Source organism: Halomonas sp. A020, from assembly GCF_027943625.1.
In the GTDB taxonomy this organism is placed as follows: Bacteria; Pseudomonadota; Gammaproteobacteria; order Pseudomonadales; family Halomonadaceae; genus Vreelandella; species Vreelandella piezotolerans.
In genome coordinates, this window is the sequence record NZ_AP022850.1 from 770,020 (window position 1) to 788,356 (window position 18,337).

The 18,337-nt window shown below is 60.1% G+C and carries 17 protein-coding genes; 11 read left to right on the forward strand and 6 right to left on the reverse strand.

What is annotated here, in order from left to right:
• Positions 1-55: 55 nt before the first annotated feature.
• A complete protein-coding gene (locus tag FRH_RS03535) occupies positions 56-1,654 on the reverse strand; it encodes a solute:sodium symporter family transporter (protein WP_153843038.1) in 1,599 nt (532 codons plus the stop codon).
• 302 nt (positions 1,655-1,956) lie between these two features.
• Here FRH_RS03535 and FRH_RS03540 point away from each other — a divergent pair, with 302 nt between their 5' ends.
• Genes FRH_RS03540 through FRH_RS03550 form a run of 3 tightly spaced genes read left to right on the forward strand, consistent with a single transcriptional unit; the run spans position 1,957 to position 4,187 of the window.
• The gene (locus FRH_RS03540) at positions 1,957-2,370 is read left to right on the forward strand and encodes a DUF350 domain-containing protein (RefSeq protein WP_139525792.1); all 414 of its coding nucleotides are present in this window, start codon (positions 1,957-1,959) and stop codon (positions 2,368-2,370) included.
• Positions 2,371-2,382: 12 nt separating this feature from the next.
• Positions 2,383-2,985 carry a DUF1190 domain-containing protein gene (locus FRH_RS03545; protein ID WP_153843037.1) on the forward strand — a complete coding sequence of 201 codons (603 nt, stop codon included), beginning with the start codon at positions 2,383-2,385 and terminating at the stop codon, positions 2,983-2,985.
• Between the two features lie 35 nt (positions 2,986-3,020).
• Entirely contained in the window at positions 3,021-4,187 is a 1,167-nt protein-coding gene (locus FRH_RS03550) for a glutathionylspermidine synthase family protein (RefSeq protein ID WP_153843036.1), read from the forward strand.
• Between the two features lie 11 nt (positions 4,188-4,198).
• Here the strand turns inward: FRH_RS03550 and FRH_RS03555 are convergent, their stop codons facing one another.
• Positions 4,199-5,155, reverse strand: a complete 957-nt coding sequence (locus FRH_RS03555) for a hypothetical protein (RefSeq protein WP_281997777.1) — start codon at positions 5,153-5,155, stop codon at positions 4,199-4,201.
• 280 nt (positions 5,156-5,435) lie between these two features.
• On the opposite strand from FRH_RS03555, the gene FRH_RS03560 reads away from it, so the two are divergent.
• Genes FRH_RS03560 through FRH_RS03595 form a run of 8 tightly spaced genes read left to right on the forward strand, consistent with a single transcriptional unit; the run spans position 5,436 to position 15,060 of the window.
• Complete coding sequence (locus FRH_RS03560) at positions 5,436-7,475, forward strand: methyl-accepting chemotaxis protein (protein ID WP_153843035.1); 2,040 nt, start codon at positions 5,436-5,438, stop codon at positions 7,473-7,475.
• 10 nt (positions 7,476-7,485) lie between these two features.
• Positions 7,486-8,553, forward strand: a complete 1,068-nt coding sequence (gene cheB, locus FRH_RS03565; protein ID WP_153843034.1) for a chemotaxis-specific protein-glutamate methyltransferase CheB — start codon at positions 7,486-7,488, stop codon at positions 8,551-8,553.
• The gene (locus tag FRH_RS03570; RefSeq protein WP_139525797.1) at positions 8,550-9,932 is read left to right on the forward strand and encodes a protein-glutamate O-methyltransferase CheR; all 1,383 of its coding nucleotides are present in this window, start codon (positions 8,550-8,552) and stop codon (positions 9,930-9,932) included. The genes cheB and FRH_RS03570 overlap by 4 nt, the downstream gene beginning before the upstream one ends.
• The gene (locus FRH_RS03575) at positions 9,932-12,049 is read left to right on the forward strand and encodes a hybrid sensor histidine kinase/response regulator (RefSeq protein ID WP_153843033.1); all 2,118 of its coding nucleotides are present in this window, start codon (positions 9,932-9,934) and stop codon (positions 12,047-12,049) included. The genes FRH_RS03570 and FRH_RS03575 overlap by 1 nt, the downstream gene beginning before the upstream one ends.
• 22 nt (positions 12,050-12,071) lie before the next feature.
• On the forward strand, positions 12,072-12,428 hold the full coding sequence (locus FRH_RS03580) for a response regulator (protein WP_139525799.1): 357 nt from the start codon (positions 12,072-12,074) through the stop codon (positions 12,426-12,428).
• Positions 12,429-12,479: 51 nt separating this feature from the next.
• Positions 12,480-14,168: a diguanylate cyclase gene (locus tag FRH_RS03585; RefSeq protein WP_153843032.1), complete on the forward strand. Its 1,689-nt coding sequence runs from the start codon at positions 12,480-12,482 to the stop codon at positions 14,166-14,168.
• On the forward strand, positions 14,140-14,679 hold the full coding sequence (locus FRH_RS03590) for a chemotaxis protein CheW (RefSeq protein ID WP_153843031.1): 540 nt from the start codon (positions 14,140-14,142) through the stop codon (positions 14,677-14,679). The genes FRH_RS03585 and FRH_RS03590 overlap by 29 nt, the downstream gene beginning before the upstream one ends.
• A gap of 12 nt (positions 14,680-14,691) precedes the next feature.
• Positions 14,692-15,060, forward strand: coding sequence for a hypothetical protein (locus FRH_RS03595; protein WP_153843030.1), 369 nt, complete (start codon positions 14,692-14,694; stop codon positions 15,058-15,060).
• On the opposite strand, the gene glp is transcribed toward FRH_RS03595, so the two are convergent.
• From glp to FRH_RS03615, 4 genes are all read right to left on the reverse strand, one after another.
• On the reverse strand, positions 15,049-16,254 hold the full coding sequence (gene glp / locus FRH_RS03600; RefSeq protein WP_139525803.1) for a gephyrin-like molybdotransferase Glp: 1,206 nt from the start codon (positions 16,252-16,254) through the stop codon (positions 15,049-15,051). The two genes, FRH_RS03595 and glp, sit on opposite strands and share 12 nt — an antisense overlap.
• A complete protein-coding gene (moaB, locus tag FRH_RS03605; protein ID WP_139525804.1) occupies positions 16,247-16,765 on the reverse strand; it encodes a molybdenum cofactor biosynthesis protein B in 519 nt (172 codons plus the stop codon). The genes glp and moaB overlap by 8 nt, the downstream gene beginning before the upstream one ends.
• Before the next feature lie 3 nt (positions 16,766-16,768).
• On the reverse strand, positions 16,769-17,113 hold the full coding sequence (locus tag FRH_RS03610) for a DUF1244 domain-containing protein (protein WP_139525805.1): 345 nt from the start codon (positions 17,111-17,113) through the stop codon (positions 16,769-16,771).
• Positions 17,114-17,216: 103 nt separating this feature from the next.
• Positions 17,217-18,329, reverse strand: coding sequence for a formate dehydrogenase subunit gamma (locus tag FRH_RS03615; RefSeq protein WP_176558214.1), 1,113 nt, complete (start codon positions 18,327-18,329; stop codon positions 17,217-17,219).
• Positions 18,330-18,337 lie beyond the last annotated feature (8 nt).

The following is an 18,337-nucleotide window of genomic DNA, read 5'->3' on the forward strand; positions in this document are numbered from 1 at the left end:
GCAGTGCGGGGCGTGGGTGTTTTTTCTTGAACGCTACTTTCAAATGTTGGCGTGATCAGCCGCCTGCAAAGGAGGCGTACATGATCACCACCAGGATCACCAGTACGATACCGGTGGGCACCGCGCCTTTCCACGGTGTGAGATCGACGTCGCCGGAGTCTTCCTGCACCCAGTCCGTGGCACGAGGGCGCAGCTTACCGATCACCAGCATCACCGCCACCAGCAGCACGAACACCGCCGCGACGAAGTGGAATTCGTGCATTACCATCGGCAGCTTGTTGAACGGCGGCACGAAGTAGCCTGCGGCAATCAGCAAACAGCCCCCGACCAGCGCGACTTTTGCAGCCATCGGCGGAACGCGCTTGGTCAGCAGGCCAACTAGCACCACGGCAAGAATGGGGATGAAGTAGATTGCGTTCATTTTCTGCAGGTAGCCAAACAGGCTCTCCTGGCCCGCCAGCAGCGGCGCAATGATCATGGTGGTAATCGCCATGATCCAGCCAAACACCTTGCCGGATTTCACCACCTGCTCTTCCGTGGCGTCCTTTTTCAGCACGCCTTTGTAGATCCCCAGGCTGAAGATCGTCGTGGTGCTGTTCAGCGCGGAGTTAAACGAGGAGAGAATCGCCCCGACCATCACCGCCGCAAAGAAGCCGGTCAGGTAAGGCGGCAACACGTTGAAGACCAAGTGGCCGTAAGCCTCGTCCGCGCGAATACCCTGGTCGGCATACAAGTGGTAGGCGATGATGCCGGGCATCACCAGATACAGCGGCCCCAACAGCTTGAAAAAGCCGGTCAGCAGCACCCCTTTTTGACCTTCTGCCAGGTTCTTCGCGGCAAAGGTGCGCTGAATGATCTGCTGGTTGGTGGTCCAGTAGAAAAGGTGAAGCAACAGCACGCCGGTAAAAATGGTCGAGAACGGCACCTGCTGATCCGGCCCGCCGAGGGAGTTGAACTTGCTAGGATCACTCTCTTTTAGAATGCTCCAGCCCTCCATCACACCACTGCCACCGCTGACCGCTTGTAAGCCGAAGTAAACGATGATGAAACCGCCAATCAGCAGGCCGACACCGTTCAAGGTGTCAGAAACGGCAACGGTGCGCAGGCCGCCAAACAGCGCGTAGACCGCGCCAATCAGCCCCACCGCCCATACCGTCGCCCAGAGCAGCACCGTGCTGGAGCCAATGCCGGTCAAGCCCTGTAAATCCAGCATGCCCTGAAGACCAATGGCACCGGAATAAAGAATGATCGGCAGTAGCACCACCGCGTACGCAATCAGGAAAATGACGTTGGCAATCAGCTGTGTGCCCGTGTCAAAACGAATCGCCAACAGCTGCGGCAGCGTGGCAATACCGCTTTTCAAAAAGCGCGGCAGGAAGAACAGCGCCAATGCCACCAACGCAATGACGGCGATCACTTCCCAGGCCATGACGCTCAAGCCGTCGGTGAAGGCCGAACCGTTCAGCCCCACCATCTGCTCGGTGGAGAGGTTGGTCATCAGCATGGACGCTGCAATCAGTGGAAACGTCAGCGTTCGGCCTGCCAGAAAATAACCACTGGTGCTGCGATGATCGTCACGCCGTGTGATGCGCCACGTGACAAAGGCCACCAGGCCCGTAAAAAACAGAAACGATGCCAGGGTTAGGGCATGCATGGGGGAAAGTCCTTCGGTGCGGTCGCGTCTGAAGCGGTGCCCAACACGGGCACGAAGAGCGGTATCAAGCGATACGACACGGTGAATTTAGGTAAAAATACCAAGCATCGCGGGATTCTAAGCGGGTGACACGTTTCATCTATTAGCCTTTAGTATTAAGAAATTGTCATAAAGACGTTTTTTAACCACGTATAGCGTCGACAACGAAAGAGGGGCGGTAATGCCCGCGCCTCCGCTAAGCTATGTCACAATGTCGGCTGTTGATTGACCGCACGTCATTAACCACAAGGATGCTCATCGCCATGCTGCACTATTTACAAGGACTCCCCTCTTTCTTTGCCTACCTGCTCGGCGCGCTCGCGCTGCTGGTGGCGTTTATGTATTGCTATAGTCGCCTGACCCCTCACCATGAGTGGGCGCTGATTCGAGCAGGCAATGCGGCGGCGGCCACCGCCTATGGCGGCTCTATCCTGGGTTTTACCCTCCCGCTCTACAGCGCCATGGCCCACTCGATTAGCTATCTCGACTTCATACTGTGGGGCGTGGTGGCGTTCGGCGTGCAGATCGCCACCTTCTTTGGCCTGAAACTGTTTCTGCGTCGTCAGGGCGAGAGTTTGTCTCAGCACATCACCGAAGGCCACCAGGCCTACGGCACGCTGGTCGGCAGCATCTCGATTGCCGTGGGCCTGATCAACGCGGCTTCAATGACCTGGTAACGGAGCGCTCTCATGGAAAAGCAGACCCAACCTACCCACCTGCCCCGCCGTAAGCGCAGCGCGCGCCTCTCGCTGGCGATGATGGGCGCGAGCGCCTTCGGTTTGACCGCCTGCACCCAGCCCGCCGAAGATGAGCATTTGACCGACGTGCGCTTCGACGAGCCTAGAAGCTATCAGGGCGTCAAGGAGTGCGTGGCCGCCAACGTCTACACCCGCAGCGCCTGCGAAGACGCCTACGAGGCCTCGTTGGCGTCCGTCCCCCGCTTCGATACTCTGGAAGCCTGCGAAGCCGAACACGGCGAGGGCGCCTGCGCAGCCCCCACCGACGAACAGGCCCAGGCCGCGGGCGGCGGCAGTTGGTTCATGCCTGCCATGATGGGCTATATGGTCGGTAATATGCTGGCGAATACCAGCCGAGGGCGCTCGTTCGAGCGCGTGTATCAAGAGCCGGTCTACCGTAACCGCCAAAACCAGGGCAACTGGAATGCTGCGGCCAGCCAGGCGACGCAACGGGTCAATCAGCGCAACGAGGCCCTGCGCAGCTCGGTGGTGCAAAACCGCCAAGCCACGACCCGTCGCGGTTTGGGCACACGATCGGCCTCTTGGGGTTCCTAGCATTTTGGGGTATTGACCACCGTTTGGGAGCCACCATGCTGCGCATCAACGTCTCTGAACGACCGCAATGGAAAGCCCTGGCCAAAGAGCTGGGGTTTCATTTTCACACCATCGATGGCGAGCCCTATTGGAAAGAGGACGCCTACTACCAGTTCACCCTGGCACAGGTGGAGAGAGAGATCGAAGCACCCACCGAAGCCCTTCACGAGATGTGCATGGCGCTAGTGGATAAGGTGTGTCACTCCAATGCCTTGATGCAGCGTCTCGCGATTCCTGAGCACATGTGGGACATCATCCACCACTCCTGGCGAAGCGGACAGCCGCCGCTCTATGGGCGTATGGATTTTGCCTATTCAGGCGACGGCCCTGCGAAGCTCTTGGAGCTCAATTACGATACGCCCACCTCGCTGTATGAAGCGGGCTTTTTCCAGTGGGTGTGGTTGGAACAAGCCATCGAGCAAGACATCCTGCCCCGCCATGCCGACCAGTACAACTCGATACAAGAGCGTCTGCTCAACGCCATGGCGCATCTTGGCGATCGTCTTCCGAATCGTACGCTCTACTTCTCTTGCGTCAAAGGCAGCGACGAAGAACGAGCCACCGTTCACTACTTGCAAGACATCGCCGTACAAGCGGGCTTGCAGGCGCCGTTCATTTACATCGAAGACATCGGCGTAGCGCCGGGAGTCGAGCACTTCGTCGATTTGGACGACCAGCCGATTGCCGCGCTGTTCAAGCTATACCCGTGGGAGGAGATGGCGGTAGAAGCCTTTGGTGAGGCCGTCACGCAGCTCAACACCCACTGGTTCGAGCCACCCTGGAAAGCCGTTCTTTCCAATAAAGGAATTCTGCCGCTGTTGTGGGAAGAGTACGAAGGGCACCCCAACCTGCTACCGGCCTATTTCGAGAAGGATAGTCACTCGGCGCTAGCACCCGGCTGGGTGCGCAAGCCATTCTTTTCGCGGGAAGGAAGCAACGTCAGCCTAGTTACGCCGGGCGGGCAAGCGGAGAGCGTGAGCGGCCCTTACACCGATAGCCCATGGATTCGTCAGGCCTATCAGCCGCTGCCTCGCTTTGGCGATAAACACGCACTCATCGGTAGCTGGGTGGTGGGCGACCGCGCTTGTGGCATGGGTATTCGCGAAGACGTGGGACGTATCACCAAGGATACGTCGTGCTTCGTTCCCCACGCAATCGTATGACGGAGGGCAGCCTAGGCGGCGTTCGCCACCGAGCTATCGCTGTGCTGCGACAACCGCCAAACAGGGGACATACTCGCAGCTTGCTCCTCTGCCAAGACCAAGCGCTCGGTCTTCGGCTCGGCTAGGCCGGGTAAGAAGTGGCGAGCTCCCACCCAGCGCAACGGCTCGGCTAGCTGTACCTCTTCAGGCATTCCGCCCTTCATCATTCTCAAGAGATAGTCATCGCTCTCGGTTGGGTGCCAGTGGGTCAGTAACTCAAAGGGCGCTTGAGGCGAACGACGTGCGGCCAGCACACCCAAACCGGGCTGGCAGTGCAGTTCGATGATGTGCGCAACGCCTTTCGCCAGTAGCGCACGGTAGGTGTGCTTATCCAATGTCGAGGTCGAGACGGCCGTGATGTTCATGGGCAGTGAGGGAAGCCGCTGCGCCAATTGACACCAGCGGTCTGCACTGGTCACCATGATGTCACCCGCATTGAGTTCCCAAAGCGCGTTGGCATGATCAAAGAGAGAGCGCGACGACCAGCCCGCCAGCTGCGGAAGCAGCGCACCGAGCATAAAACCTGCGGCCGTCTGTGCCGATAGCCAACTCACCACGCTACGAACTGGCTGCCCGTCCTGATCAAACAACGTCGCGAGCGCCTCTGCTTCTTGCAGCAGCGACGCCGCACTGTAGCGATGCTGACGTTGGAGTCGATGGCTGAACGCGCCGCCGATGTCGCTATCGAATAACTGTAAGTGGGTAATGTCACCACGCTCGTTCAACGCGTCTGCCCACTCATCCACGGTAATAGAAGAATCAGAAAGTACGTCGGCGTCCGTCAGGCCAAAGCGACGTTTGACCGAATCGACCAGGCTTTCTCGCTCGGGGGTCCCCGCGGCAGGCAGCATATCGCTTTGCGGGTTGCCGTAGCGCGCCAACATACTTCGCAACACGGCAATCAGAGTGGGTGAGGTCAGTGACAACATGATGCTTCCTTAGCAAATCGTCGTTCCATTAGGTTGCCAGATTACTCACATGTATCACTTTTGTCAAAGTATTAACTTATATCAAGCTTGCTAGCTAATACTTGTATAAATAAGCCGGACCTGAAGGCCAATCGTTGGTAGAAATAGTCGATGCTCTTGCCAAACGCCGCTGAAATCGTTGCTATCATGCCAAAGGGTATGAGGCGACTCAGCAATGAACAATGCTGATGCCTCATGCCTTTCGTTAAGCGTTTTCGTCCCACTTGGAGCAACCGCGATAATGACAGCGCGCTGGAAAACCCTGCCATTACGGCTACGTCTGTTTATCTCCTTCGGCACGGTGTTGGCCATTGCCATGTTTCTAGCGCTCTACCTGCAGGCGCGGGCACACGGCCAAGCTCGTCTGGATAACCTGCTGAACGTCGAGTTACCTGCCCAGGTTGAAGAGCTAGCCACACGCATCAACCTCCGCTTGAGTCCAGCGTTGGCGTTGTCTGAAAGTCTAGCCAACAGTTACTTCATCGAGCAGTGGGTTGCCGACGGGCTGCCAGCCATCCAACAACCGGACATCGAGCGCTACCTGTCACGCCTCATGAACCAATTGGACACCGAGCTGCTCTTTATCGCCGCTCAAACACAAGGGCGCGGCGTCTACTTCCAGTACCGTGACGGCAACTTCATGCAGCGTCCGCTCCAGCGTCCCGGTGGCGACGACGACTGGTACTATCAGTTCACCGACAGTGACGCTCCGTACAACTTAAATTTAGACAGCGACACCTTCTCCCCAGAGGAGGCCTTCGTCTTTTTGAACTTCCGCAGCAGCGCGACCGCTACCAATGGCCGTCCCAGCGTTGTCGCTGGCGCGGGGCTCGACCTATCGCGCATGGCCCAGCTCATCCGTGACTATCGTCTGGGCGACACCGGTCGAGCGTCGATCTTGAGTGCCGAAGGCGCCTTCATGGTCACCAGTAATGAAACCAATATCTCGGCACTTCAACCCCAGGAAACCGATACGCTACTGCGCCAGGATAATGACATTCGCGTCAGTGAAATCGAGCGCAATGGCCACCCCTATTTCGTCACCACCCGCTGGCTGCCAGAGTTACAGCGCTATCTCATGGTCGAGGTCTCCAAAGAAGAGTACACCAGCAGCATTCGCCAGCGCTTTTTGAGCTCGGTTGAACTTGGCCTACTGCTTCTCGTCGCCGGACTGCTGCTGCTTTACCCCTTGACGGGCAGTCTCATTCGCCCGCTCGATCGCTTTCAGCGCCAGCTCAAAGAGATTACCCATAGTCTGGACCTTTCCCGCCGAGTGGAAACCGACGACCGCGCCGAACTGGGCGACTTGGCCGACCAAACCAATCAGCTATTGGAGCGTCTCTCCCGCGCGATTGCGGCGGTGTCGTCCAACGCGCTAGCGCTCAATCAAGTAGCCGACCGCTTGGCACAGACGGCCGGGCTCTCCGGCATACAGGGCGGCGACATACAACATGAAGCCAACCAGACCATGGCTGCTGCGGTCGAGGAGATGGCCTCTTCGGTTGCCGAAATCACCTCCACCATGGAAGAACTCTCCACGTCTTCCACGCAAATTGCCGATCACTCGCAGTCCGTGGTGGACGTGGCGAACCAAACCCTTGAACGCAGCCGCAAGGGCAGTACCGCCATGCAGCTGCTTCAGGCCAAAATGCAGGATATTAGAAGCGACAGTGAGCAGAGCCTCGCGGAAATCATGACGCTGGGCGCGAAGTCCAAACAGATCAGTAAAGTAATGGAGCTGATCAATACACTGGCTGCTCAGACCAAACTGATCGCTTTCAACGCCGCACTCGAAGCGTCCAGCGCAGGGGAGTCCGGCCGTCGCTTTTCCGTGGTCGCCAATGAGATACGCCGCTTGGCCGATAGCGTGACCGACTCCACTCAAGAGATCGAGGGACACACCGACGATATCCAGCAAGCGATCAATCGCTTGGTCGTGGCCTCAGAAAAGGGCGCGACATCGATCGAACAGGGCGTCGAGGCCAGCCAAAGCACCGCGCAAGACCTGGAAGCGCTGCTCAAAGCCGCTAGCCAAACGAGCAGCGCCGCGCAGCAAATTTCGCTCTCGACCCAACAGCAGAAAACCGCCAGCAGTCAGGTGGTGATTGCCCTACGAGACATCGACACGGCCAGCGCTCGCAATGCCCACTCCGTGCGCAGCATCACGGAGATCAGCCAGGACATGGTACAGATGTCTGCCGAGCTGAACGCGCTCGTTCAGGAGTTCACTCTCGATGAGCAGAGCGCCAAACCGAACGACGATAAGCCACGTCCTTCCTGAGGAGGCGTCGATGAGTGCAATTCGGGTCGTGATGGCCGATGACAGCCCGCTAGCGCGCGAGGTATTGCGCGACATACTCACTCGGGATGGTGATATCGAGATCGTCGGTGAAGCGACCAACGGTCAAGAAGCCGTCGAGATGGCGCGGCGGCTGAGCCCACAGCTCATTACCATGGACCTGACGATGCCCATAATGGATGGGCTCAGCGCCATCGAAGAGATCATGCACACCAAAGGGGTGCCCATCGTCGTGATTAGTGACCGTTCAGACGCCCAAACGGCCTATCGCGCGCTGGAAGTCGGCGCACTGGAAGTGCTGCCCAAGCCGGGGCTGGACGACGAGGATGCTCAGCGCCTTCTGGCACGGGTGCGGCTATTGGCAGGCGTGTCCGTGATCACCCGACTGCGCCGACGCGCTCCTGCGACACCCGCGCTCGCGCCTGCCAGGCCTGCGGCTGTCCCTATGTGCCCGACCGCCTCACGCGGTTTTCAGCGGGTGGTCGCCATTGCCTGTTCGACTGGCGGCCCCCAGGCACTCGCGCGGCTGTTAAGCAAGCTCCCCAAAGAGTTTCCCGCTCCCATCTTGATTGCCCAGCACATTAGCCCTGGCTTCATCGAAGGTATGGCGACATGGCTAGGGTCGCTCTGTACGCTGCCAGTGAGCGTCGCCCAAAGTAGCGAGCGCCTTCTGCCCGGACACATCTATTTGTGTCCGCCCGACAGTCAGATCAACGTAACGGCACAACACCGTTTGCAGCTGTCACCCGGCCCTGCACAGGCGCTCTACCATCCAAGCTGTGATGCCATGCTTCATAGCGTGGCGAGCGTATATGGAGCCGATAGTATTGGGGTGATTTTAACCGGTATGGGCCGAGACGGCGTCAGCGGCATGCGCGCGATTCAGCTCGCGGGAGGCACCACCTTGGCACAGGATGAAGCCAGCTCGGTGATCTACGGTATGAACCAAGAAGCCATCAATGCGGGCGTAGTACAGCAGGTGTTGGGGCTAGACGAGATCCCGACGCGCCTGCTTCGCGACGTGCGCTTCACCCCCTCACCCTGGCGGGCACCGCAATGAGTTCACTGGCACCGTTCAAGCAGTGGGTGCATCAACGCTGCGGGCTACATTTGGAAGGACTCGCTGAAGCGCGTTTGGTGCGCGCCATCGAAGCCTTGCACGTCGAACTCGGTACACAAGACAGCCACGTCATGCTGACTCGTTTGGCGGAAGATGACGCGCTGTTCGACCGCTTTGTTAGCCAGTTGACGGTCAACGAAACGTACTTCTTCCGCGAACCGGAAACCCTTCACTGGCTGGTAGAGACGTACCTGCCACGTCGGCTGGCCGAGCAAGGCGGTCCGCTACGCTTACTCAGCGCTGGCTGCTCCTCGGGGGAGGAGCCCTATAGCGTCGCCATGGCACTACAAGAGCGCTACGGCGACCGCGCTCAAACGCTGTTCACCATTACCGGCGGCGACGTCGACCAGCAGGTACTGAAAAAAGCGCAGGCAGGGCGCTATGCGGGCATGGCGTTTCGTGCCCTTCACCCTTCACTAAAAGCCCGTTTCTTCACCCCGGTCGGGCGCAGTTTTCAGCTGGATACCACGCTGCGTCAGTGGGTGACGTTTCAGCCGCTGAACCTGCTGTCGACGAGCGCTTGCCACATGGATGGCCCGTTCGATGTCATCCTGTTTCGCAACGTCTCGATCTATTTTGACGAAGCTACGCGCCGTACCATTCAGCACCAGCTCAAGCAGCTTTTAGCCCCTAACGGCATTCTGCTATGTGGCGTGACTGAAACCTTAGGTAACGATCTAGGCGTGTTCTCTCTCAAGGAGGAGCAGGGGGTGTTCTACTTTCAAGCTGAGCTGCCGATGTCAGCGCGCTCCGTCAACGAACTCGTGCCCGTCGCCCCGCAGGCAACGAACGCACCGGTGGCGAGCGAGCCCGCCCCCCATGCGGAGCCTCTGCCCGCCGAGCCCAGTCACCAAGAGGAGCCGCCGCCCTTTTCAGCGCCACCGTCCGCTAACCACGACACGTTGCAGCACGCCCACGATGCGCTGAATCAAAACCGCTTCGACGACGCGAATACCCTGCTGATGCCGCTGTTGGCCGACGACCCGTGGAGCGTTGATGCATTGCTACTGGCGGGCCTCGTTGCCCGCTGGCAACAGCAGCCTCAGCGCGCGTACGATTATTTCAAACGTGCGCTCTACGTGTCCCCCGAGTGCTGGCCAGCCCACTTTTATCAAGCGGAGCTGCTACGCCAAGGCGAGTTACCTGACCAGCCCACTCAGCGGCAGCGCGGTTACGCCGCCGTCGTACGCTTGCTAGACGCCTCTCCGCTAGCCAGTGGCGGATTAAAAGTGATTGCCTCGCCTTTGCCTCCCGGCGATGCCTGCTTCTTGGCAAAACGCTATATGAACGAACATGCCGTCACACAGGGAGCGGGCTAATGGCGCTCGATATTCGACGCTTCATTCAGCGGTTCGTCGAAGAGGCTGCTGACCACTTGCCCCGCTTGCGCGAAGGCATCAGCGCTTTGGAGCAAGGCGCCGCTGATAAAGAGCGTATCAATGAGCTATTTCGCTCCGCGCATACGCTCAAAGGCTCATCGCGGATGCTCAAGCTCACCCCTATCACCGCGGTGGCCCACAGCATGGAGGAGCTGCTCAGCGCTTTTCGAGACGGCAGCCAAGTGCCTGGTCCCGATAGCATCAGTCTGCTATACCAAGCCACCGATGCGCTCGCTGACGATGTGGCCCAACTCGCCCAGGGCGCGTCTCCTGAGACGCTCGCCGTCGCCGACCCGGTGCTTTGCCAGGCGTTGGAAGCCGCTGCTCAACCCAGCACGGCCACTCTCTCCAACGCGGAGGAAGCCCCCGAACCCACAGCACCGCTGCCGCTGTCTCCACCGGTAAACCCACCGCGGCCCGCTGGCAGCGCGACCCTGGCACTCAGCGATACGGTGCGCGTGCGCCTGGAGCGATTGGACGATGTGATTCGTCTGATGGGCGAAGTGCTCTCGGGGCATCACCATCTGCATACGCTGGTCGAACAGGCGCAGGCGTTGGAAGCGCGTCTGCCTGGCGATCAGCGCAGCGCCATTCATGCCTTCAACCGCGACTTGAAAGACAGTGTGCTGAGCCACGATGCGTTAATGAGCGACCTTCACGAGCGCGCCCTGCAGATGCGTATGCTGCCCCTCGGCGTGGTCTTCGACCCGCTGGCGCAGATGGCCAGGGAGCTTGCCCAGTCACTAGGGAAGCATGTGGACTGCCGGGTGCGGGGCAGTGAGATCGAGCTGGATCGCCAACTGATCGACCGCCTTTCCGACCCGCTGATTCACCTGCTGCGTAACGCGCTGGATCACGGTCTAGAGACACCAGAGCAACGCAAAGCGGCAGGCAAACCCCCCCGAGGTCAGCTCGTACTTGAAGCTTGGCAGGATGGCAACTGGGTCGTGGTGGAAATGCACGACGACGGCACAGGTATTGCGCTGGACGCCGTCCGCCAAAAAGCCCTGGCCAAGCAGCTGCTCAGCGAAGAGCAACTGTCGGCGCTCAGTGAACAAGAGACGCTCGACCTGATCTTTTTGCCCGGTTTTTCGACCAAGGCGATGATCACCGACTTTTCGGGACGCGGCGTGGGTATGGACGTAGTGAAACGCACCATCATGGACGAGCTGAGCGGCGATTTGCAGCTCACCAGCGAGGCAGGCAAGGGCACGCGCTTTACGCTGCGTCTTCCACTATCACTGGCATTGATGCGGGTGCTGCTCATCAAAGCCGGCAACGTAACGCTCGGTATCACTGCCCCCCATGTGGCGGAGCTGGTCGAGTGCTCACCGGCGCAGTTCATCGACGCAGCGGGGCAGCCTACGTTGATCTTACGTAACGAGTTCGTGCCAGTAGTGCCGCTTGCCCAGTTGCTGGATCTGCCCGTGGCCGACACGCTGCCCGATCCGGCGTTACTGGTCGTCGTCCATCAGCGCCAGCAAAAACTGGCGCTGATCGTGGATACGCTGGTCGACGAGCGGGACATGGTGATCAAGCCGCTTCCCGAGCATCTACGCTACCTTCCCATGATCTCGGGCATGGTGTCTCAGGGGCGTAATGCGCTGGTCAGCCTTCTCCACGTCCCGGCGCTGTTTGAACGCGCCAAGCACCATACGCTCACCCCCCGTGGCGTAGAACCCAGCGGCACCGCTCACCGGATATTGGTCGTGGATGACTCTTTGAACACTCGGGAGATCGAAAAAGACGTGCTGGAAGCGTGGGGCTATCAGGTGACCCTGGCAGAGAATGGTCGCGATGGGTTGAACAAAGCCCTGGCCGAGTCTTTCGATGCCGTGCTTACCGACGTTGAAATGCCCGTGATGGATGGCTTTGCGCTGACCGCCAGACTGCGCGAAAATGAGCTATATCGTCATAAGCCGATCATCATCATCACCTCTCGCGAAAAAGAGAGCGACCGCCAGCGGGGGATGGAGGTGGGGGCCGATGCCTACATCGTGAAGGGCAGCTTCGATCAGAACAACTTAGTGGAGACGCTCAAAGCCTTGTTGGGCTGAGTCTCCCGCCACGAGGATAACCATGCGAATATTGGTCGTAGACGACGACCCCTTAGCCGGGGAAATGACCGGGGCGCTGCTGGAGTTTCAGGGCCACGACGTCCTGCTCGCCAACGACGCCATGGAAGCCACCCACGAACTGGATTCCCATGACGATATCGCGCTGATCGTCAGCGACATGTATATGCCTCTGATCAACGGCATCGAGCTTTTGCACATGCTGCGAGAGCAGGGTGTCATGCTTCCCTTCATACTGCTCACTGGTGACACGCCGGATGATGCACTGCGCCAGACCCCAGGGCTCAGCGCTTGCTTACAGAAAGATGCCGCGCTAGACACGTCATTAGAGCGCGCCGTTGCCCAAGCGCTTGGTGCGTAGCCATGCCGTTACCCAGCTATGCCCGGCTCGTCCACTCGCACAGGTAGCCTGATGTCATCCTCTGCTTCTTCGCTGCACGATAAACTCAATCAACTGCGTCAGCGTTTCATCGACCAGTTACCCGCGCGTTTACAGCTCACTGTCGGGCTGTGGCAACAGAGCCAGGCCTCCGCCGAGGCACAGGCACGACTTGGCCCAGAGCTGCATCGGTTTTTCCATAGTTTGAAGGGCACCGGACGCTCACTGGGCTTCGAGCGCATTGCGCTATTGGCCGAGCAGGGCGAGGCCGCTCTCGACGGCCAAGCACCTGCCGGGCAGGTGGTGGAGCAGGTGTTCGTCCACCTCGCCGAGGAGCAGCAGCGGCTGCAGTCACTGCCTGAGCAACAGCGGGCACTGGCCGCCATGACCAGCGTCGAATTCTCGCCAAAGCCAGTGCAAACCCGCAGCAAGCGTCAGCGGCTGATCTACCTATGCGACGACGAACCGGACCAAGTGAGCCAACTGCTGCACCACCTGCGCTGCTTCGGCCACGAGGTAGTGCACTTCGAAGACACGGATACGTTCTTCAACGCCGTGATCACGCGTCGTCCCGACGCCATCATCATGGACGTGCAATTCCCTCAAGGTAATACGGCGGGCACCGAGACGCTCGCCAGCCTCAACAAGCTGACCGGTGAACCGCTGCCCTCGATCGTCCTCTCCGCCCACGGTGATTTTCACTCACGCCTCAGCGCCGTGCGAGCAGGCTGTAACGGCTACTTCACGAAACCGGTGAAACCGCTGGACTTGATGCTGGCCGTGGATGAGCTCACCACGCCCAGCGACGAAGAGCCGCTGCGCATTTTGATCGTGGACGATGAACCAGAGGTCGCGGCATATCATGCCCTCCTGCTGGAGCAAGCGGGGATGGCCGTACAGCAGGTCAATCACCCCGCCGATGCGCTGACGGCCCTCGAGCGATTTAGTCCCGACCTGCTGCTCGTCGATGTCTACATGCCCGTTTGTTCCGGCGAAGAGCTGGCGAACATCATTCGCCAACAGCCCGAACACGTGGGTCTACCGATCATTTATCTATCGAGCGAAACCGACAGCCAAAAACAGCTCTCGGCCATGACGGCGGGCGTCGAGGCCTTCATCACTAAACCCGTAATCCCCGATGAACTGGTCTCGGCCGTCACATTGCGCGCCGAGCGCCTACGTTTACTGCGCTCGCTGATGACCCGTGACAGCATGACCGGGCTATATAACCACAGCACCACCACCGAACTCATCAGCAAAGCATTGGCACAAGCGCACCGTGACAACACCGAGCATGCCATGGCGATGATCGACATCGACCACTTCAAAGCGGTGAACGATACCCACGGCCACCTTGCCGGTGATCAGGTCATCATCACCCTGGCAAGGTTGCTGAAAACCCGCCTGCGCATGTCGGATATCATCGGGCGTTACGGCGGCGAAGAGTTCGTCGTGCTACTCAAGGGGGTCAGCGACGAGCGCGCCTGCGAGCTGATCGATGCACTGCGCCACGACTTTGCCCAGGTGGACTTTCATGCGGGCGGCACGCGCTTTCGCTGTACGTTCAGTGCCGGCATCAGCCGTTTTCCTAACCACCCCTCCACCGAGTCGCTGCGCCTGAGTGCGGACCAGGCGCTCTACCGCGCCAAGCATCAGGGGCGCAACCAAGTGGTCACCAGCACGGAGCAGGACGATGACGGACTCCCCACGGACTGCCCCTGAGGCGAACGCCACCTTCGCGCAGGCGTTCAACGCGCGCGGCGATGAGACAGCCATTGTGGAGGTGGATGAGCCCAGTCAGCAGGTGGTACTCTTCCAGCTCTCCGGTCAACCGTTTGCGCTGCCCGGCCAGGCAGTGAGCGAAATTTTGAAAGGCGACACGCCAGTGTATTTCGTCCCTGGCTTGCCAGATTCCACCGAAGGGGTAATTCACCTGCGCGGCCAGATCGAATCACTGATCACGTTGCAGCCGCTGTTGGGCCTTGCTCCGTCTCAAACCGACGGCATGATGCTTGTCGTGAAAGGCGCCGGCATCCGCAGCGCGGTCCGCATCGATCAGTTGCAGGATGTCTGCGAGCTGCCGATAAGTGCTTTGAAGACGCCTCCCGACACCCTGCCCAGTGCGCTGCGTCCCTACGTAAGCGCGCTTTGGCAATCCGATGACACGCAGCGCGCCACGGCTCTCCTCGACCCCGACGCACTGCTTCAAGCGTACCTACAGGGTCTTGGCTAGCCAGTGAGTACCGTGACCTGTGTTCGCTTCAACGCCTGCGGCCATCAGTGGGCGCTGGAAGCTCACCACGTCAGGCGTATCGATAGCGCCGCGACGCTGGCACGTTACGTGTCTTTCGAGACACTCATGTGCCGAGGACCTGGACACTCGAGTCGCTGGCTCACGCTGATCGACCGCCAAGGCCCTTGGCAGCTTGGCCTGCCTGGCGACAGCGAGCTTATCCCTCTCCAGGTCGCTGACCTCCACCCTCTGCCGCCGCTTTTGGCCGCCCGCACTTCCTACCCGGCGCTTTGCGGCGTCGCCCTGGAAGGAGCGTCCATGACGCTTCTTCTTGAGGGTGGACGACTCGGCCTGCCCGTCGATTCTGACTCAGTGGACTAACCACAAACAGGTCACCCGGCTGCCCGGCTCTACTTGGCAGTGCGGTTCGATCACGGCCAACGCATCAGCCGCAATACACGAAGAGAGCACGGCTGAGTTTTGGTCGTCGAACGCCTCGGCCTCTATCCCCTCGGCGGTAAAGCGCAACGCCACGCGCATGTAATGCTGGCGCGGACCGGTGTCAGTGGCGAACCTAGCCGTGGCCGTCAGTCGCGGCAACGACCCAAGCGAGGGGCAATCTAGGAGCGCCCCAATGAGCGGCCGCAGAAACAGCCATGCGCCCACGAACCCCGATACCGGGTTGCCCGGTAACCCCACGAAACGCGCAAGGCTACCGTCGTCACGGGGGAGTCGCCCCAACGCCAGGGGCTTACCGGGACGAATCGCCAGCTTCCACATATCGAGCTGGCCTAGCGATTCCAGGGCCGCTTTGACGTGGTCTTCCTCACCCACGCTCACACCACCCGTGCTCACCACCACGTCGGCGTCGGCAGCTGCGGCGTTCAACAGCGCGACGGTCTGGGCGTAGTCATCGGGTACGCTCACCAACTGAACCACCTCAGCACCAAACGTCTCTAGCAGGCGCTTGAGCATCGGGCGGTTGGAGTTATACAGCTGGCCAGGCTCGAGCGGCGTACCGGGATCGACGATCTCATCACCGGTGGAGAGCAGCGCCACCCGAGGACGACGACGAACGCTGACGTCGGTGATGCCCTGCCCCGCTAAATGCCCTAACGCTGCGGCCTCCAAGCGCTCACCTGCATTGAGCAGCAGATCGCCTTGACGTACGTCGCGCCCCTGCAAGCGCACGTTATCACCGGCAGGCACATCGTCTGGGATAAGCGCTTCGCCCTCCTTTTCGACCACCCGCTCCTGCATCACTACGCAGTCAGCGCCGGGGGGCATCTGCCCGCCGGTGAAAATCCGCGCGCAGGTGCCCGCTGCCAGCGGCTGTGCCGTATCGCCCGCCGCAACTCGCTGGCTGACCAACAGCCACTTACCGGCGTCTACAGCGCGCAGCGCATAGCCATCCATCGCGCTGTTATTGAAAGGAGGCACGTCCAGCGTCGCCGTGACCGGCTCGGCCAGCACACGGCCAGCGGCGTCGTTCAACGCGACTCGTTCAACCGCTAGCGGCATAACCTCGGCCAGCAGCGCGTCGAGCGCCGTTTCGATCGGCTGCAGCTCAGCCATGCTGCCCCCGGCCTGGAATCACCAAGTTGGCAAAGTTACAGGGCTTATGGCGGCTATCGAGCTGCTCGGCCAGGATGCCGTCCCAGCCGGTGCGGCAAGCGCCGGTGGAGCCCGGCAGACAAAACACCACCGTGGCGTTGGCAAAACCGCCCAGCGCGCGGCTCTGAATGGTGGAGCTACCGATCTCATCGCCGCTCAGCTGGCGAAAGCGCTCGCCAAAGCCTTCGATGCGTTTATCCAGCAGTACCGAGACCGCCTCGGGTGTGGAGTCACGCCCGGTAAATCCGGTGCCACCGGTGGTCAGCACCACCTGCACGCTGGGGTCGGCGATCCACTGCGCCACCACCGCCCGAATTTGATACACGTCATCCGGCACGATGCGCTTGTCGGCCAAGCGGTGGCCCGCCTCGGTCAACCGCTGCACCAGCGATTGGCCCGAGCGATCGGTCTCTTCCGTGCGAGTATCCGAGACGGTGAGCACCGCGATGTTCAGCGCTTCCATGGCATCCATCGGCTACTCCTCGCGCTCATTTCGAGCATTGGCTTGTTTCCTGGCTTGACGCGCCTCGAGCGCGGCGAGCTGTTCCGGCGTCGCCTCGCCCTGGTGATGCGCCTTCCACTCACTGTAGGGCATGCCGTAGACATACTCGCGGGCGGCCTCCAGATCCAGCTCGGTGCCGTGCTGATCAGCGGCGGTCACCAGCCATTTCGAGAGGCAGTTACGGCAGAAGTCCGCCAGAATCATCAGGTCGATGTTCTGCACGTCTTTATTGTCATCCAGATGCTTCAGCAGGCGGCGAAACGCGGCGGCCTCCAGCTCGGTGCGGGTGGTGGCATCCAGTTCGTCAAATGTCGCCATGGTCATTCCTCTTTCCCAATGCATGGAAGTGCAGCATAACAAAAGACACCGCCCGAAGGCGGTGTCGAAGGGCATTCACGTTCACTGATGTCGACGGAGTGACTCAGCTTGGCTTAGCGGCAGAGTTGGCTGCCGAATGCTCGCCGCTGTCACCCGCTTTACGCGCCGCTATCTCTTCTTCGCTGATGGCCTGATCTTTGACCTCTTCGTACCACAAATTGTGGTGCTCTTTGGCCCAGGTTTCATCCACGTAGCCGGTGGTCATGCCTTCCAGCGCGCCTTCCGTGCCCAGCGTGCCGATGTAGATGTGGCCCAGCGACACGGCGGTCAGGCCGAGCGCTCCTACGGCGTGGATGATGTTGGCCCACTGCATGGTGTCGCGACCCTGGTCGAAATTGGGGAAGTCGAGCACGAAGCCGCTCGCCACCACCAGAATGCCGACGGATGCCAGCAGCCAATACCAGGCTTTTTCACCGCCGTTGCAGAAGCCCGCATCGACATGGCCTTTGCCAATCATGCCGCCGCCTTTTTTGAACCATACCCAGTCGTGCTTTTTGGGAATGTTCTCTTTGATCAGGCTAATCAGCATGATCACCAGCAGCACCCCGAAGATCGGTCCCAAATAGTTGTGCAGCACTTTGGAGGCCGACACCATCCAGCCCCATACGGCATCGCCAAATAGAGAGCGGAACACGAACTTACCCAGCAGCAGGTTGAGTCCGGTCAATGCCAGGGTGATGAACAGCGTGGCGACGGTCCAGTGTAGAGCGCGCATTAGCAGCGACCAGCGCAGTAGCAGACGACCGGTGCGCGGCTCTTCCAGATACTTCCGCCCGACGATGAAGTAGAACAGCGCGATCAGTGCTGCCATGCCGCCAATGGCAATCATGCCAAACGGCGACACCCAGCGATTACGCAGAATGCGCCACGTTTCGCCGCTCGCGTTGATCAGGTTGTAGTTACTTTCATGCCGCGAGTCGCGGTAGTTGGGCCCGGTTTCTCCGCTGCGCACCTGACGCCACTGGTCGGCGGTGATGCCCGGCGCAGCCGTGGTCATTTCACGATCTGGATCGGCTTGCGCCACGGCCATTTGGGTGACGCCCAGGCTGGCCACCAACAGTACCAGCATGAGACAGAGACGCCAGCCGCGCTGTAGCCAGCTAGCGGTGCCGCTAGGCGCCCGTGAGGGCACCTTTGTCATGGTCAAGGTTGTCATGACACGCC

Excerpts from the sequence above, each read along its gene's own strand:
- FRH_RS03535 (WP_153843038.1), bottom strand. The coding sequence starts at position 1,654 with ATGCATGCCCTAACCCTGGCATCGTTTCTGTTTTTTACGGGCCTGGTG.
- FRH_RS03540 (WP_139525792.1), top strand. The coding sequence starts at position 1,957 with ATGCTGCACTATTTACAAGGACTCCCCTCTTTCTTTGCCTACCTGCTC.
- FRH_RS03545 (WP_153843037.1), top strand. The coding sequence starts at position 2,383 with ATGGAAAAGCAGACCCAACCTACCCACCTGCCCCGCCGTAAGCGCAGC.
- FRH_RS03550 (WP_153843036.1), top strand. The coding sequence starts at position 3,021 with ATGCTGCGCATCAACGTCTCTGAACGACCGCAATGGAAAGCCCTGGCC.
- FRH_RS03555 (WP_281997777.1), bottom strand. The coding sequence starts at position 5,155 with ATGTTGTCACTGACCTCACCCACTCTGATTGCCGTGTTGCGAAGTATG.
- FRH_RS03560 (WP_153843035.1), top strand. The coding sequence starts at position 5,436 with ATGACAGCGCGCTGGAAAACCCTGCCATTACGGCTACGTCTGTTTATC.
- cheB (WP_153843034.1), top strand. The coding sequence starts at position 7,486 with ATGAGTGCAATTCGGGTCGTGATGGCCGATGACAGCCCGCTAGCGCGC.
- FRH_RS03570 (WP_139525797.1), top strand. The coding sequence starts at position 8,550 with ATGAGTTCACTGGCACCGTTCAAGCAGTGGGTGCATCAACGCTGCGGG.
- FRH_RS03575 (WP_153843033.1), top strand. The coding sequence starts at position 9,932 with ATGGCGCTCGATATTCGACGCTTCATTCAGCGGTTCGTCGAAGAGGCT.
- FRH_RS03580 (WP_139525799.1), top strand. The coding sequence starts at position 12,072 with ATGCGAATATTGGTCGTAGACGACGACCCCTTAGCCGGGGAAATGACC.
- FRH_RS03585 (WP_153843032.1), top strand. The coding sequence starts at position 12,480 with ATGTCATCCTCTGCTTCTTCGCTGCACGATAAACTCAATCAACTGCGT.
- FRH_RS03590 (WP_153843031.1), top strand. The coding sequence starts at position 14,140 with ATGACGGACTCCCCACGGACTGCCCCTGAGGCGAACGCCACCTTCGCG.
- glp (WP_139525803.1), bottom strand. The coding sequence starts at position 16,254 with ATGGCTGAGCTGCAGCCGATCGAAACGGCGCTCGACGCGCTGCTGGCC.
- moaB (WP_139525804.1), bottom strand. The coding sequence starts at position 16,765 with ATGGATGCCATGGAAGCGCTGAACATCGCGGTGCTCACCGTCTCGGAT.
- FRH_RS03610 (WP_139525805.1), bottom strand. The coding sequence starts at position 17,113 with ATGGCGACATTTGACGAACTGGATGCCACCACCCGCACCGAGCTGGAG.
- FRH_RS03615 (WP_176558214.1), bottom strand. The coding sequence starts at position 18,329 with ATGACAACCTTGACCATGACAAAGGTGCCCTCACGGGCGCCTAGCGGC.